Raw genomic sequence first — 14,751 nt, 5'->3', positions numbered from 1 at the left:
TTAAAATATACGCTTTTTTCTAATTAATTGATCATAAATAATTCCAAGTATTTTTAAATTAACCCAAATATTAATGCAAAAAGGAGTTTCACTCAATTCGTGAAACTCCTGTGGGAAGAATACTTTATTAAAATTAATCTTTAAAACCTCAAGCTAACCCCGGCCAAGAAGTTTGTGCCGGCCATGGGGTAGTAGAAGTTTTCGGTAACAAGTTCTCTGCCACCAGCTGCTTCCCCTGGGAGGAAATAGCTGAAAGTGTAGCCGTTTGGTTCATAAAGCTCGTTGAAGATATTGTTGACCAAAAGGGTGAACTCCATTTCTTTGACAAATCTGGGACTGATCTTGTAGATGAACCTCAAATCGTTGGTGAAAAAGGCGTCTAGCTTTCTGTTTTCGTTTTGGGTGTTGTCCAGATATTGGCTGTCCACATACTTGGATAGCAGGGAGATTTCAAGTCCTTTGATCGGACGGAAGTCAATCATGGCTGATCCTACCACATTGGGGGAGAAGGCGATGTCGGTGTCCGTATAGGTGAAGCTTTCCTGCTGGAAAACCTCGGCGGCGTAGTCATCCACAAATTCGGTGAACTCTGCGATCTTGTTTCGGCTGAAGGCAATGTTTCCCCCCAAAGTCCACTTAGGGGAAAGCATCACCGCTCCGTCCAACTCGATACCCGCTCTATAGCTATCCGCCACATTTTCTCGGATATAGGCCCCTACATCATTTAATTGCCCTGTAAGCACCAATTGATCATTATACTTCATGTAGTAGAGATTGGCGCCATATTGGAAATTGTTGTGCTGTGTCCTTACACCAGCCTCAATGTTTTGGAGGTTTTCTGGCCTTGGAATCTCTGTGAGGGGGCTGTCAGTGAAATCCCTTCTCACTGGTTCACGATTGGCTACCGCATAGGAGGCGTAGAAGGTTTTGCCTTTGGCCGCCTCATAGCTGAAGCCGAATTTTGGGTTAAAGAAATGGTAGTTTTGGAATCCGCTGATGTCTCGGAGGTCGTTGTTGATTCCTACAAATCTATAGTCGATTCCTCTGTATTGAAGGTCGCCAAAAAGGTAAAGCTGGTCTACCACTTCATAGGTAGCTTTAAGGAAAATGTTGCGGTCATCTTTCACCGCATTGTTGTCATAATAACGGTCCCGGATATCCGTATCGCCTGCTACTCTCATCCAGATGATTTCCCCAAAGTGGTCCCCGTCATAACGGTTTGCCCCACCGCCCAAAATCGCATCCAATCGGCCGTCACCGGAGATGTAATTCAGCGAGAAAGTCGCCCCATAGAAGTCATTGTCCAACCATCTTCTTCTGATGATGTCTGTTCTTTCAATGGTTTCCCCACCAATCACAATAGGCTGGATGCCGTAGTTTCTAAGAAGTCGGTCATTTGGACGGAACTGCTCATAATATCCGGCGCCTTTAGTATAGTGCAGGGCCGCATTGGCTTTCCAATTGCTATCCAGATTACCGGCATAGATGAATTGATAGTGCTGCTGCTGGTAATTATCCGTTTCGTTTTCGTAGGTATAGCTGTTAAAAGTACGGTTGGTCTGCAGCAGGTTTTCCGGGACACCATTCCAAGCTTGGTAAGTTTGCTCAGCTCCTGCAAATACATTCATTTTGAAAACATGGTTGTCGCCATAATAACCCCCAGATAGATAATAGGAGCGAAGGTCTGAAAAGGCACGGTCAATGTAGCCATCGGAAGTGATCTGCGATAATCTTGCGTCTACTGCCCACCTGTTGTTCAATAGGCCCGTTCCGGCTTTCACTGTATGGCGCCGGGTATTGAAAGAACCGAACCCATTGTCGATTTCGGCGTAGCTTTCTTCCCTTTTGGTATCTGTCTGGATGTTGAGGCTGGCCCCAAAAGTAGCCGCACCATTGGTGGAAGTACCCACACCACGCTGGATCTGGATGTTTTCCACGGATGAGGCAAAGTCCGGCATGTTGACCCAGAATACGCCATGGGATTCGGCATCATTAAGCGGGATCCCGTTTACTGTTACGTTGATTCTGGTTTGGTCGGAACCCCGGATTCTCAGACCCGTGTAGCCCACACCTGCTCCCGCATCGGAATGGCTGACCACTGATGGGGTGTAATTTAGCAGGAAAGGAATGTCCTGGCCCAGATTGTTTTTGTTGAGTTCCTCTTTGGAGATGGTTTTAAAGGTTGTGGGGGTGGTCTGTCCGGCCCGTGTGGCTGTAACGATAAACTCCTCGGTGGAAAGCAGGCTTTTGTCCAAGGAGAAATCCAATTCTAAATCGGCCGAAATGCTGATGCTTGACCTTGTGGTCTGGTACCCTACGTAAGAAACCCTCACATCGTAATCTCCGGCAGGAATCCTGTTGACTTGGTAACGGCCGATCATGTCGGTGGTGCTTCCCCTGCCGGTGCCCTCTAAGATAATGTTTGCTCCCGGAAGGGTTTCACCAGTTTCGGCATCGGTGACTGTGCCGGACAAACGGTTCTGTGCCATGGCGCCGATGCTCATGAGCATGACGGATAGCATGAATACTAACTTTTTCATGTAATAATGGTGATAAAAACTGTTGCCTTTCGGCAGTTTGGTTAAACATAGAAGCAAACCAAGGGGAGGCTGCTCCACTTTCTGTAAACCGCTCATTTCCCTTCGCCGGTACTAACCGTATCAGGTTCAATGGGTATGATCTCAGCCCGTTATATTAGGGCACCCCTTAATGGGAGCAAAGGTAAGGATATTATCAAGATCGGCAATGGAATTAAAAATAGAAGAATTAGGAATGAGGAATTAAGAATGAACGGTTGAAGAAAATGGCCACAAAGGGCTCAAAGGCGCTAAGACTGGTTCGCGGACAAGGAAATGGGCACAAAGGAGTTGCACCAGGTTTTAAAAAAGTCGCGAAAACGGTTGGGAATAAATAATTAGCAATGAAGAATGAGCGGGCATGTTATTATAAAAAAAAAGCCGCACTAAGTTAGATTTAAACCTTAAATAGAAGAATTAGGAATGAGGAATTAAGAATGAACGGTTGAATAAAATGGCCACAAAGGGCTCAAAGGCGCTAAGACTGGTTCGCGGACAAGGAAATGGGTCGCAAAGGAGTTGCACCAGGTTTTAAAAACGCCGCGAAAAGGGTTGGGAATAAATAATTAGCAATGGAGATGAGCGGCAATGTTATTATAAAAAAAAAAGCCGCACTAAGTTAGATTTAAACCTTAAATAGAAGAATTAGGAATGAGGAATTAAGAATGAACGGTTGAATAAAATGGCCACAAAGAGCTCAAAGGCGCTAAGACTGGTTCACGGACAAGGAAATGGGTACAAAGGAGTTGCACCAAGTTTTAAAAAAGCCGCGAAAAGGGTTGGGAATAAATTATTAGCAATGGAGAACGGGCATGTTATTATAAAAAAAAAGCCGCACTAAGTTAGATTTAAACCTTAAATAGAAGAATTAGGAATGAGGAATTAAGAATGAACGGTTGAATAAAATGGCCACAAAGGGCTCAAAGGCGCTAAGACTGGTTCGCGGACAAGGAAATGGGTCGCAAAGGAGTTGCACCAGGTTTTAAAAACGCCGCGAAAAGTGTTGGGAATAAATAATTAGCAATGGAGATGAGCGGGCATTGTTATTATAAAAAAAAAAGCCGCACTAAGTTAGATTTAAACCTTAGTGCGACTTCTTCGACTTTGTGGGCAATTATTTTTCAGAAATTAAGCTGTGCCCAATGCCTTCAGGTGATAATAATGCGATGCAAAGGCCTGTCTTAGTCTGGAGTGCTCCAAGTAAGGCACTTGGTATTCCTGGCACACATCCTTGATGATCTTGCTTATTGCAGGATAATGGATATGGGAAATCTTTGGGAAAAGGTGGTGCTCCACCTGGAAATTCAGCCCGCCTACCAACCAAGTCAATACCTTATTTTTGGTGGCAAAATTAGTGGTGGTTCTCAATTGGTGGGTAGCCCAGTCGTCTTCCAGCTGGACGCCTTCATTGATAGGGAAGATGGTTTCCTCTACTGAGTGAGCCATTTGGAAGATGACGCTCAGGAAGATGCCCGTGGAAAAGCCAAACAGGAGAAAGCCTACCAACCAGGGCATAAAACCTAACAGATAAATGGGCAGTGCCATAAACAAAACCGCATGGACTAACTTGAAGCCCCAAAAGGAGATGTGGTCACTGGTTTTCATTTTCTGGATAGGGGTGATGCCTACCCGGCCGGTCACATATTTTTTGTAATCGGTCACAAACACCCAGTAATGATAGAGCAGGCTATAAGTCAGAAGGAAATATAGATGCTGATACTTGTGCATGCCATACCGCTTTTGGGCTGGGCAAAGTCGTAGGAAAGGCCGTGCGTTCATATCGTCATCCACACCTTCAATGTTGGTGTAGGAGTGATGGACCACGTTGTGCTTGGTTTTCCACATGAAGACATTTGCCCCTAGGAAGTTGATGGATAAGCCAGCCAGTTTGTTGAGCCATGGCTGGTTGCTAAAGCTGCCATGGGCGCCATCGTGCATGACATTAAAGCCAATCGAGGCCGCCAGTCCGCCTAGGACGATGCTTTCCAGGATGGCAATAGGCCAGAAAGGAGTGAAGAAAAGCAGGTGGATATAAACCGCCACAAATGAGATAGTCAGGATTATGGCTTTGGTGTAAAGCTGGGTGTTTCCTGTTTGGGCAATGTTATTTTCTTTGAAATGATTCTGGACGCGTGCTTTTAATGTTTGGTGAAATGGGGTGGATTTCTGGAATTTTGGTTTTTGCATAAAGAAATGATGAAATTCTAATTCATTTTGGCCACTGAAGCGCTGCCGTATTACTGGGGGGACTTTAATAGCTATTAAGCAAATATAAGCTTTTTTAAACTTTTCAAAAATGCAAATATTGATAGGTGGTTAAATCCTTTTTTATTGCTTTATCTTTTGATTTGCTTCATTTACCTAACGGCGGCTTTGGACATATAATTCAATCCATTCGTTTTTTTCTCATTAATGCCTCTATTATTTCAATAGAGGCATGCAATCTTTCTTCAATCATGCCGGAAACCAATTGATAAGGAACACTGGTGGTTTGGATTTTTTCCAAATAAACATTAAAAAAATAATTCCTCATTTCAGGTTCAGGATGTTCCCGCTGCGGGTCGGGTTCCCAGGGCATATCTATGTTTGTAAGCAGGTAGAGGTCATAATTCCTGCGGCTGATTTCATCTAGGGTCCAAGCATGGGTTTTACCATATTTATGGCGACTCCAAACATCGATCACGTGCAGGTCCGTATCGCAAAAAAGCATCTTCTCAGCATTCTTGGCGGCCAGTTCCTCGAGCTGGATTTGGCCTTGGGCAATAGGCAGAAGGTCCTCGTATCGATATTCCCTATCCAATTGCTCCAGGTATTCTCGGGCGTATTCACGGACCCAAGGTTCGCCGAAATGATCAGAAAGTCCTTTGGCAAGTGTGCTTTTCCCGGTTGATTCCGGTCCAATGATCACGATTCTAAGCATAAACGGGTTTTTTAGCAGCTTTCATCCAGGCGATTAAACCCAAAATGGCCATCACCGTGAATACCATAAACTGGAAAGAGGTCAATATTAAATCCTTATGCCAATACAGGGGCACCGATACGAGGTCTGTAATGATCCAGGCTATCCAGTTTTCCACCTTTTTCTTGGCCATCAGCCACATGCCCACAAAGGCCGAGGAGGTGGTGAAGGAATCCCAGTAGGGCACGGTACTGTCTGTGTAATTTGACAATACCAGATAAAGGGTCAGATAGGAAGCTCCAAAAATAGCCAAGCTGTAGAAGATGCCGCTTTTTTTGAGGTAGGTCACGGGCCTTTCTTCACCTGTTGGCGTAGGCTTGCTCCATACATACCAGCCATAGATTGACATGGCGGTATAGTAAAAGTTTATGCCCATATCGGCATAGAGCCCCACCATCACGGTGATATAAATATAGATCAAGGTGCTGATGATTCCTGTGGGAAAAACCAGGATATTTTTCTTGATGGAATAATAGACGCTTGCCACGCCAAAAAAGGCCGCTATCGCTTCCAGTAAAGTCGTTTGAGCTAAACCTTCCTGCAGGCCCTCCCATATGTATTGCCAATCCATGGGCCGAATTTCAGTTAATATTATGATAAAAGAAAAAAACCGCTCCAATCTGAAGCGGTTTTCATTATAATTTTTCCAGGAAATTAATCCTCCAATAATTCAATCACCTTGAATTCAGTCCTTCTGTTCATCTGACGGCCTTCAGGGTTATCGGAACCATCAGGGTTTTCGTTAGGTGCAATTGGTTGGGATTCTCCGTAGCCTCTTGCTACCAGCCTTTCTCTGGCTATACCTTGGCTGATGATGTACTCCACGGCTGATTCCGCCCTTCTCTGGGAAAGCTCCTCGTTATACTGTTCCGAGCCACGGCTATCGGTGTGTGAGCTCAGTTCAATGCGGATATTAGGATTGTCCTTTAGGATTTTGACCAATTTATTCAACTCCTGAGCTGCATCCGGTCGGATCTCAGCCCTGTCAAAATCATAGTAGATATTCTCAAGCACAATCGCTTTTTCCAAGATCAATTGATCCAGTACCACGGTAGTGTCCAAGGTGATGTTGGTGACATCCTGGATCAGCTCACTCTGGTCAGGCATCTTGCCTTTGGTGGTGAAAGTAATGCTCTTGGTGAAGTATCCGCTTTTGGAGGCGATGATGGAATAATCTTGCTCAGGGGATAGTCTGAAGCGCACCCTTCCCTGTTGGTTGGTGTTGTCTCCGCCTACCAACTTGTTGTTTTCATCATACATGGTGACCCTGGTCTGCGGCAGGATTTCCTGTGAGCCGTCATCCTTTTGCTCCTTGGTAATCAGGTTGAGCAGGAAGTTGACCACTTTTGGTTTAGGCGTCATGTCCTTGAAATAGTAGATATCGTCATCGCCTACACCACCTTCTCTGTTTGAGGTGATAAAACCTTCCTTAGGATAGTTGGTAAAGAAAATACCAAAATCATCAGCAGTGGTGTTGATATTGTCCCCTAGGTTTTTGACGGTATAGCCATTGTTGTTTGGTTCGGCCACAAATAGGTCAAGCTTGCCATAGCCGGGATGCCCATCGGAGGCAAAGAAGAAATTGCCATTTGTCTCAAGTCTGGGAAACATCTCATTGCCGGGCGTATTGATTTCTGGGCCCATATTCTGCACATTCCCAAAATCCCCATTGGCCAAAACCGTTGCCTTGTAAAGGTCAATGCCTCCGTAGCCTCCAGGTCTGTTGGAAGCAAAATAGAGGGTTTTGCCATCAGGGCTAAAGGCAGGGGTAGAGTTCCAATAGCCGGGCTCCTCATTGAGGGTCATGTAAACGGGCTCCGTGAAAGATGCCCCTCGGAAATAAGATGCGTAAAGGCTTACCTCTGGCTGATCTCTTCTATTGGTGCTGTTGCCGCGGGCATACACAATGGTGTTGCCGTCGGGGCTGATGGCTATGGCGCCCTGGTTGAGCCCTTCCTCGTTTCTGAACTCGGGCATTGGCTGAATGCCCTGCACGTCGACATTTACCCCATCGGCACGTGTCCTGAACAGCTTGGTGTAGGATTGCCCGGTGGCTTGGTAAATGCCACCGCCTCCCCGTGAACTGGTGAAGTACAGGAAGTTTTCGCTTACAATCGGGGCATAGTCGATTCCACGGCTATTTAGCAGTTCATAATTTTCCAGCTGATGGTTGGGAAAATAGGGCTGTATGTTGTCCAGCTTTTCCAGGTTGGCCAACTCTCTTTTAGAGCGGAGCTCAAGGGAGTCGTTGAGCGTCATTTCGGCCGCTTTGGAAAATGCCTCCTTTGCCCGGTCGTATTCCCCCTGGCTTTTCAGGCCTATCCCTTTTTTGTAGTAATTTTCTGCCGTAGAGTCCAGTTCTACCAACTTTTCATAATAAGGCACTGCTCTTTCCACTCGGTTAGACAGCCTGTAACTCTCGGCCACTATGCGGTTGGCTTCCAGGTTGTCGGGGTCTTTTTCCAGAATGCGTGAAAAAGTATTAATGGCAAGCTGGTATTCTCCAGCCTGGTATTGTGCGGTGCCTTTCTTGTCGAGACTCGTGCAGGCGCCCAGAATTACTGCAAATAGAAGGATAAAAAGATAGCTATGCTTCATCGGTGATAATCAATGGGTAAAATGTGCAGAACTAATATAGGACATATTTTAAAATTAATTGTCAAAAAATCTGTTTAACCAACTTTCCTTGGCAGGAAGAAGCCACTTTTCCTGCAAATCTTGCTTTTTGTCCATGATCGGATTAAAAATCAAGGTGTCTTTTTCAAGATTGCCATCGGCTATCTCCTGTTTTACTTTGGGCACGCTGGTAACGGATACTTGCTTATCTTGGAGGAAAGAAACTTTCCCCTGATTTAAAAGATCCACGCCGAGCTTCGCCTCGATTTCCTTGAGTTTGCGCACAGAGCTATCAATCGAGCATCCGCTAGCGCCCAACTGGGACTGGTCTACCGCCAAGATGATAAACTGGTCGTACTTGATTTCATAGCTGGTGGGCATTTTACTGCCGTGCGTATTCCAGTTTTGGCAAAAATCCGTCAAAACTTCCTTGATGTAATTTTGCTCTTCCGGGTTAAACTTTCTGTCCGCCAGATAAATCCAGATCCTGGTATCCGCTGGCATTTCATCAAAAGGTAAGTACATATAATGGGTGTTATTTAATTCAAAAGCCTCTTTTTCTTAACGAGAAAAGAGGCTTTTTTGATTTGGAAATAAATGAATTGTTGGGATAATGGGTGTCCGATGCCCGATGTCGGTTGTCGGATGTTAGAGACCTTGGTCTTTGGCGATCAGTTCTGCTAAGTCGTATACCTGCACATCATTTTCCCGGTTCTTGTTTTTGACACCGTCAGCCATCATGGTGAGGCAGAAGGGGCAGCCCACCGCGATGGCGGATGCGCCAGTTTCCAAGGCTTCCTCGGTTCTTTCGATGTTGATGTCCTTTTTGCCTTCCTCCGGTTCCTTAAACATCTGTGCGCCACCAGCGCCACAGCAAAGGCCCTTGGTGCGGCATCTTTTCATTTCTACAAGCTCCACGTCCAAAGCTTTGATGACATCACGAGGGGCCTCGTATACATTGTTGGCCCTGCCCAGGTAACAGCTGTCGTGGAAGGTGATTTTCTTCCCTTTGAAATCCCCGCCGCCTTTGATCACCACTTTGCCATCATTGATCAATTGCTGCAAAAATGTGGAGTGGTGGATCACTTCGTAATTTCCCCCAAGTGCCGGGTATTCATTTTTGATAGTGTTGAAGCAGTGGGGGCAGGCCGTCACTACTTTCTTGACGTTGTAGCCATTCATCACCTGGATATTTCCCACAGCTTGCATCTGGAACAGGAATTCATTCCCTGCTCTTCTGGCTGGATCGCCCGTGCAGGCTTCCTCAGGACCGAGCACGGCAAAGCTTACGCCTACCTTATTCAATATTTTGACAAATGCCTGGGTAACGGCTTTATATCTATCATCAAAAGATCCCGCACATCCTACCCAAAATAGGATTTCCGGAGATTCTCCTGAAGCGGCCATCTCGGCCATTGTTGGTACTTTATATGTTGACATGGATTGTGTTTTTATATGTCTGTACTAAGTACTAGGTACTATGTACTAAGATTGTATTCGTTATGATTGATTGTCTTCTTTTAGCTTGTCGGCCCAATTGAATCGGTCGCTTGGGGCGAATTTCCAGGGGGAGAAGCTGGTTTCCATGTTTTGGAACATGGCGTTCCACTGTGGAGGGGTACCGCTTTCTTCCATGGCCACATACCTCCTCATCTCCAATATGATCGCCAGCGGGTCAATATTCACCGGACAGGCTTCCACACAGGCATTGCAGCTGGTACAGGCGTTGATTTCTTCCTTGGTGATGTAATCGCCGTAGAGTGACTTGCCGTCCTCGAGGCCTTTGCCGCCCTTTTCCAAGCTCATGGCTACTTCTTCGGCGCGGTCACGGGTGTCCATCATGATTTTTCTAGGCGAAAGTTTCTTTCCGGTGATATTTGCAGGGCACTGGTCGGTGCATCTGCCACACTCGGTGCAGGCAAAAGCGTTCATCACATTTACCCAGCTCAGGTCATTCACGTCCTTTGCACCGAATCTTGCGATCTCGGCAGGTGGCTCAGGTGCGTTTTCAGTCTGTATGCCCAGCATCATATTTACCTCATTGGTGACTTCCTCCATGTTTCTCATCTCACCCTTAGGCTTAAGGTTGGAGTAGTAAGTGTTTGGGAAGGCCAGGAAGATGTGCAAATGCTTGGAATACGTGATGTAAATAGCAAAGCCCAATATGCCGATGATGTGCAGCCACCAAGCGACCCTCTCAATGTAGAATAGGGTAGTGGCTCCCATGTCGATAAACAGGGGCTTGATCATGCTGCTGAAAAAGAGACCGTCGATCTGCACGTAGTGGGAGTAACCTTTGTCAGCCAAGGCCTGGTCGGTTGCATTCATCACCAAAATGGCGGTCATCAGGGTGATTTCGGCAAACAGGATCAGGTTAGCATCCAGTTTTGGCCAACCTATAAGTTCCCTTGCGGTAAACCTTCGAAGCTTGATGATATTTCTCCTGATGAGGAAAATCACTGAGGCCACTAGGGAACCGAAAGCAAGGAATTCAAATATATTAAGTGCCACCATATACCAAGTGCCGGTAAACGGAGCAAAGTAGCGATGCTGTCCGAAAAGTCCGTCGATTACAAATTCCAGGATTTCTATGTTGATGATGATAAAGCCAACATAAAGGAAAAGGTGGAAGATGGCTGGCACGATTCGCTTGAACATCTTTTTTTGGCCAAAGGCCACCAAGCCCATGGTTTTCCATCTCTCGCCGGGATTGTCCGTCCGTCCGGATTTTTTGCCCAGCATGATGGCCCTTCTCAGGAAGCTGATCCTTTTGTAGAGGAAGTACCCTGCCACGATAAAAATCAGCAGAAAAATTATTTGCGGTAAAATACTCATATTGAAATGATTAAATTATTTGGGTTGATTTAGTATGATTTTTTTTCTTTAAATGATTTGCACCTAAACAATGTTTGCCTACCTTTGCATCACATTACAACGGTGATGTAGCTCAGTTGGTAGAGCATCGGACTGAAAATCCGTGAGTCGGTGGTTCGAATCCACTCATCACCACAAGCCTTGTTCCTTTGGAGCAAGGCTTTTTTATTTCCCTCCCCAGGTGACAAAAGCATTGTTGTATTTTTTGGTTTAAAGCCCATCATTGTTTTGAATTTACCTTTGCAAAATAGTCAATAGTGCGCATGCATACTATTTGTGTGCCTAATTTAAAATGAATCTAAGATCATTTGGTTTGGCCGTTTTAAATTAGCCAAATTCCCCGACATTTGGAAACTCAATTGTAAGGTTTAAGTTTTTTACTTCGGTCTTCCGTCTTCGGTCCTTCTGTCTAAATTTCCCATCTTCATAAAATATTTCCATCTTTCTGTAACATTTCCATTTCCTATTCATCATCTCCATGCATGAAGACATTTTTTGAAGCACAAATCTGGTCTATGAAGGACAAGCTGTACCGCATGGCTTTTCTCTGGGTGAAAGACCGGGATGTGGCCAATGATGCTGTTCAGGAGGTGCTGGAAAAAGCGTGGGCAAACAAAGAAGCCCTTCAGAAAATGGACAATCCTGCCGGCTGGCTGGTGCGGGTGCTGAAGAACCAATGCCTGCAACATTTTCGGCAGGACAAAAAGTGGGAACCCATAGGGGAGAGGGAGTTTGCGGAAAGTGAGACGGTAGATACGGATTTTCCGGAGGCCTATAAAAGGGTGTTTCGGTTTTTGGAAGTCCTCCCGGATAAACAAAAAGAGGTTTTTATGTTGCGGGAAGTGGAGGGGTTGACTTATGAGGAAATAGCCGACCACCTGGAAATCAGCCAAGATCAGGTCAAAGTCAACCTATTTCGGGCCAGAAAAACATTGAGGGAGCATTTGTTAAACAAAGCAAATCATGGAAGAAAGAATTGAGCACTTATTGGAAAAATACTGGGAGGGGGAAAGCAGTCTGGAAGAGGAAAAGGAGTTGCGAAACCTTTTGCAGCAAGCCAATGGATATGAGCAGGAAAAAGCTTTTTTCGGAGAATTAAATCTTCTTCAGGAAGAGCATACAGAAAATCTGACTTACCCAGCCAAAAAGTCTAGCTCATGGGAATGGTTGAAGTTTGCGGCCGTGTTGGTCGTGTTTTTATCGGTGACGGCCTTGGTGTTCCAGTTTCAGAAATATCAGGAACGGCAAGAGGAGGCCCTGGCCTATGCCCAAGTGATGGAGGCTTTTGCGCTCATCAATGAAAATATGAACAAGGGGACAAAAAAGCTGGATGTAATGGAGGAGTTTAGATATCTGGGGACGACTAGGGAGTTGTTTGAGGAGGATTGATAATGATGAATGATGAATGTTGAATTAGAATGAGGAGAATGGAGCTGTTTTTAATTCTCAATTGCTAATTCATAATTAAAGAAATATGAAAAAGATATTAATAACCTTGATTTGCCTGCTGGCCTTCACTGGAGTGCAGGCGCAGGATGATGCCATTGTGAGGTTTTTCTCCAAGTATATGGAGGATGAGCGATTCTCGAGGGTCTATATCAGTCCCAAGATGATGCAGATGGCGGGGGGATTCATGAAATCTAATGCAGATGGCCAAACCAAAAAGGACGAAAAGGACATGGGCGAGCTGATCAGCAAGGTACGGGGCATCCGCATCCTAACGGCCGACAAAATCGACGGTCTTCCGCTCTACAAGGAAGCCATGGGCACGCTGACTCGAAACAAGTACGAGGACCTCATGGACGTACAGGACAAATCCTCCAGCGTGAAGTTCATGGTTCGGGAAGAAAGAGGCCGGGTCAAGGAGCTGCTGATGATCACGGGTTCCGGCGACAGCTTTACACTGCTGAGTATGTTGGGAGATTTTACTTATCAGGATTTGAATATCCTGGCCGAGAATACGAATATGCCGGGGATGAAGGAGTATGAGAAGGGGAATAGGAAATAGGGAAATAAGGAAATAGAGAAATATGAAGAAGTTAGCATTGTTAATTATCGCTTGCCTTATTTTTCAGGTGGGTATGGGTCAAGATAGAATTTATCAGCGGATTGCTGAGCAACTTGGGATAGCTGCTCCAGAAGTGAAACAATTATGGCCTTACGAAGATGAAGTGATGGAAATTATGGATCCAGAATCCAAATTTAAGGTGGCCTACAGGTTGCCATTCAAACAAGGAAAGGCTTCCGAGATATCATTTGAGTTTGAGACGATAAAACTTTTGGAAAGTACCGAATATAATCATGAGAGGGTTGACTTGGATACGCTAAAGGGATTGGTAAAGGAGGAAATGCCTGAAGGTTTTCAGTTAGAATTTGAGCAAGAGAGTCATGATGGATTCGGAATGCTCTTTGCCAAAGATGAATATGGGCAGGACTCTGAAATCTACTTTTTCGCCAAGGGTGAAGAGAAAAGTGAGCTACTTTATTTTAGACTGGGTAGCAAAGAAAGCCGACACTTAAGAGTGGATTTGAATGCTAGGCTATCATCTAGAAAAGTGGGTATTTTTGAAAAGCTCCAGTCAAAATTTTCCGATATAGATTTTGAAATAAAGGAGATCTGGTCTCCTCAGGAGGCTTATAAAATGTCCCATCCTGAAAATAATCCGAAAGGTATAAGAGTGGAAAATGTAGGACTTCGCACCAAAATACCTCTTCCTCTGACTGGAATGGAAGATTTGGAAGTTCAGGTGGAGACAAAGCAATTGATAGATGGTGTTCTTTTAACTGCAAAAAAGGAACAGGATGGGCTTAGCGAATTTGGAACTGTAGTTAGTCGCTTGATACCTGAAGGGTTTGAAAATCAAATCTCCCACCGCTCTGGAGAAAGATCATTTGAACTTTATACTATGCCACAGGCAAAATCTGATTTGATCCTGTTTTTTTCACAAAGCGATCAAATGGTGCTATTGTATTACGCCGAAGTGGAAAAGGGTGCTGACTACATTGATAATCTCATATTAGAAATCAACAAAAAACTAAAAACAATTACAACATGAAAAATCTAATCTTAGCGGCCTTGTTATTGGCCATTAATTTCTCCGCTTTTGCCCAGAGTAGAAGCGTGGATAGCCTTTTTGACAAATATAAGGGGGACAAGGACTTCTTTCATATGGATCTGGGGGGGAGCTTTATGAATTTTGCCAAGGGACTGAATATTTCACTTGATGAGGGGAATATGGATGCGATTGCCAAGTCGGTAGAAAGAGTAAAATTCTTCAAGCTGCCTGCTAATAGCGGTACCGCCGCTGCAGATTTTCTCAGCCTACAAAAAGGCCTGGCCAAAGAAAAATACGAGCTGATGATGGAGGCCTCGCAGAAGAACAAGGGAGTATACATGTATTCTAAAGGCGCCAAGAAAATCCAGGATCTCGTCCTGCTGATCAGCGGGGAGGGAAATGACTACATAGTGGTATCACTCCAAGGGGACTTCGATGCCAAAACCTTGTCTGAGGTTAGATAGTGACTCTCAGGGGTTGAACTGGGACACCCGCCACGGCGGCCAGGCAGAGTTTAAAGGGGTTTAAAAGGAGTTTCACAGAGGGGACATTAACGGAGAATTAGAAATTAGGAATGAGGCATGGGGCGCCAATTCCTCATTCTTAATTCTCAATTTCTAATTAACACAACCCCCTTTGCGCTACTTCTTATCTTTGCGGTTTACCCTAA

Annotated in this window: 13 protein-coding genes, 1 tRNA gene and 1 riboswitch; of the genes, 6 read left to right on the top strand and 8 right to left on the bottom strand. The window is 45.1% G+C overall.

Annotated features, from left to right (window positions below):
* Positions 1 to 140: 140 nt before the first annotated feature.
* The 8 genes from KI659_RS09955 to KI659_RS09920 all read right to left on the bottom strand — a co-directional run bounded on the left by KI659_RS09955 (position 141) and on the right by KI659_RS09920 (position 10,986).
* The gene (locus KI659_RS09955) at positions 141 to 2,540 is read right to left on the bottom strand and encodes a TonB-dependent receptor (RefSeq protein WP_213945196.1); all 2,400 of its coding nucleotides are present in this window, start codon (positions 2,538 to 2,540) and stop codon (positions 141 to 143) included.
* 81 nt (positions 2,541 to 2,621) lie between these two features.
* Positions 2,622 to 2,717, bottom strand: a riboswitch (TPP riboswitch).
* 987 nt (positions 2,718 to 3,704) lie between these two features.
* Positions 3,705 to 4,763 carry a fatty acid desaturase family protein gene (locus KI659_RS09950; RefSeq protein WP_213945195.1) on the bottom strand — a complete coding sequence of 353 codons (1,059 nt, stop codon included), beginning with the start codon at positions 4,761 to 4,763 and terminating at the stop codon, positions 3,705 to 3,707.
* A 199-nt stretch (positions 4,764 to 4,962) separates the two neighbouring features.
* Complete coding sequence (locus tag KI659_RS09945; RefSeq protein WP_213945194.1) at positions 4,963 to 5,496, bottom strand: AAA family ATPase; 534 nt, start codon at positions 5,494 to 5,496, stop codon at positions 4,963 to 4,965.
* Positions 5,489 to 6,106 carry a nicotinamide riboside transporter PnuC gene (pnuC, locus tag KI659_RS09940; RefSeq protein WP_213945193.1) on the bottom strand — a complete coding sequence of 206 codons (618 nt, stop codon included), beginning with the start codon at positions 6,104 to 6,106 and terminating at the stop codon, positions 5,489 to 5,491. The genes KI659_RS09945 and pnuC overlap by 8 nt, the downstream gene beginning before the upstream one ends.
* 83 nt (positions 6,107 to 6,189) lie before the next feature.
* Positions 6,190 to 8,133 carry an OmpA family protein gene (locus KI659_RS09935; RefSeq protein WP_213945192.1) on the bottom strand — a complete coding sequence of 648 codons (1,944 nt, stop codon included), beginning with the start codon at positions 8,131 to 8,133 and terminating at the stop codon, positions 6,190 to 6,192.
* 54 nt (positions 8,134 to 8,187) lie between these two features.
* The gene (locus tag KI659_RS09930) at positions 8,188 to 8,676 is read right to left on the bottom strand and encodes a hypothetical protein (protein WP_213945191.1); all 489 of its coding nucleotides are present in this window, start codon (positions 8,674 to 8,676) and stop codon (positions 8,188 to 8,190) included.
* A gap of 123 nt (positions 8,677 to 8,799) precedes the next feature.
* Positions 8,800 to 9,591, bottom strand: coding sequence for a (Fe-S)-binding protein (locus KI659_RS09925; protein WP_213945190.1), 792 nt, complete (start codon positions 9,589 to 9,591; stop codon positions 8,800 to 8,802).
* Positions 9,592 to 9,651: 60 nt separating this feature from the next.
* Positions 9,652 to 10,986, bottom strand: coding sequence for a 4Fe-4S dicluster domain-containing protein (locus KI659_RS09920; RefSeq protein ID WP_213945189.1), 1,335 nt, complete (start codon positions 10,984 to 10,986; stop codon positions 9,652 to 9,654).
* A 101-nt stretch (positions 10,987 to 11,087) separates the two neighbouring features.
* Between KI659_RS09920 and KI659_RS09915 the strand changes: the two genes are divergently transcribed.
* The 6 genes from KI659_RS09915 to KI659_RS09890 all read left to right on the top strand — a co-directional run bounded on the left by KI659_RS09915 (position 11,088) and on the right by KI659_RS09890 (position 14,545).
* Positions 11,088 to 11,160: transfer RNA gene (locus KI659_RS09915), tRNA-Phe, on the top strand.
* A 347-nt stretch (positions 11,161 to 11,507) separates the two neighbouring features.
* Positions 11,508 to 12,005: an RNA polymerase sigma factor gene (locus tag KI659_RS09910; protein ID WP_213945188.1), complete on the top strand. Its 498-nt coding sequence runs from the start codon at positions 11,508 to 11,510 to the stop codon at positions 12,003 to 12,005.
* A complete protein-coding gene (locus tag KI659_RS09905) occupies positions 11,989 to 12,414 on the top strand; it encodes a hypothetical protein (RefSeq protein ID WP_213945187.1) in 426 nt (141 codons plus the stop codon). Before KI659_RS09910 ends, KI659_RS09905 begins: the two co-directional genes overlap by 17 nt.
* A gap of 85 nt (positions 12,415 to 12,499) precedes the next feature.
* Entirely contained in the window at positions 12,500 to 13,033 is a 534-nt protein-coding gene (locus tag KI659_RS09900; RefSeq protein ID WP_213945186.1) for a DUF4252 domain-containing protein, read from the top strand.
* Positions 13,034 to 13,055: 22 nt separating this feature from the next.
* Positions 13,056 to 14,081: a hypothetical protein gene (locus KI659_RS09895; protein ID WP_213945185.1), complete on the top strand. Its 1,026-nt coding sequence runs from the start codon at positions 13,056 to 13,058 to the stop codon at positions 14,079 to 14,081.
* Positions 14,078 to 14,545: a DUF4252 domain-containing protein gene (locus tag KI659_RS09890; protein ID WP_213945184.1), complete on the top strand. Its 468-nt coding sequence runs from the start codon at positions 14,078 to 14,080 to the stop codon at positions 14,543 to 14,545. Before KI659_RS09895 ends, KI659_RS09890 begins: the two co-directional genes overlap by 4 nt.
* The last annotated feature ends 206 nt before the right edge of the window (positions 14,546 to 14,751 follow it).

The sequence above is a fragment of the Litoribacter ruber genome, assembly GCF_018449405.1.
Taxonomy (GTDB): Bacteria; Bacteroidota; Bacteroidia; order Cytophagales; family Cyclobacteriaceae; genus Litoribacter; species Litoribacter ruber.
Note: the sequence above shows the minus strand (reverse complement) of the source record. Positions and strands in the feature narration are given on the sequence as shown.

Excerpts from the sequence above, each read along its gene's own strand:
- KI659_RS09890 (WP_213945184.1), top strand. The coding sequence starts at position 14,078 with ATGAAAAATCTAATCTTAGCGGCCTTGTTATTGGCCATTAATTTCTCC.
- KI659_RS09935 (WP_213945192.1), bottom strand. The coding sequence starts at position 8,133 with ATGAAGCATAGCTATCTTTTTATCCTTCTATTTGCAGTAATTCTGGGC.
- KI659_RS09955 (WP_213945196.1), bottom strand. The coding sequence starts at position 2,540 with ATGAAAAAGTTAGTATTCATGCTATCCGTCATGCTCATGAGCATCGGC.
- KI659_RS09945 (WP_213945194.1), bottom strand. The coding sequence starts at position 5,496 with ATGCTTAGAATCGTGATCATTGGACCGGAATCAACCGGGAAAAGCACA.
- KI659_RS09950 (WP_213945195.1), bottom strand. The coding sequence starts at position 4,763 with ATGCAAAAACCAAAATTCCAGAAATCCACCCCATTTCACCAAACATTA.
- KI659_RS09910 (WP_213945188.1), top strand. The coding sequence starts at position 11,508 with ATGAAGACATTTTTTGAAGCACAAATCTGGTCTATGAAGGACAAGCTG.
- KI659_RS09905 (WP_213945187.1), top strand. The coding sequence starts at position 11,989 with ATGGAAGAAAGAATTGAGCACTTATTGGAAAAATACTGGGAGGGGGAA.
- KI659_RS09900 (WP_213945186.1), top strand. The coding sequence starts at position 12,500 with ATGAAAAAGATATTAATAACCTTGATTTGCCTGCTGGCCTTCACTGGA.
- KI659_RS09895 (WP_213945185.1), top strand. The coding sequence starts at position 13,056 with ATGAAGAAGTTAGCATTGTTAATTATCGCTTGCCTTATTTTTCAGGTG.
- pnuC (WP_213945193.1), bottom strand. The coding sequence starts at position 6,106 with ATGGATTGGCAATACATATGGGAGGGCCTGCAGGAAGGTTTAGCTCAA.
- KI659_RS09925 (WP_213945190.1), bottom strand. The coding sequence starts at position 9,591 with ATGTCAACATATAAAGTACCAACAATGGCCGAGATGGCCGCTTCAGGA.
- KI659_RS09920 (WP_213945189.1), bottom strand. The coding sequence starts at position 10,986 with ATGAGTATTTTACCGCAAATAATTTTTCTGCTGATTTTTATCGTGGCA.
- KI659_RS09930 (WP_213945191.1), bottom strand. The coding sequence starts at position 8,676 with ATGTACTTACCTTTTGATGAAATGCCAGCGGATACCAGGATCTGGATT.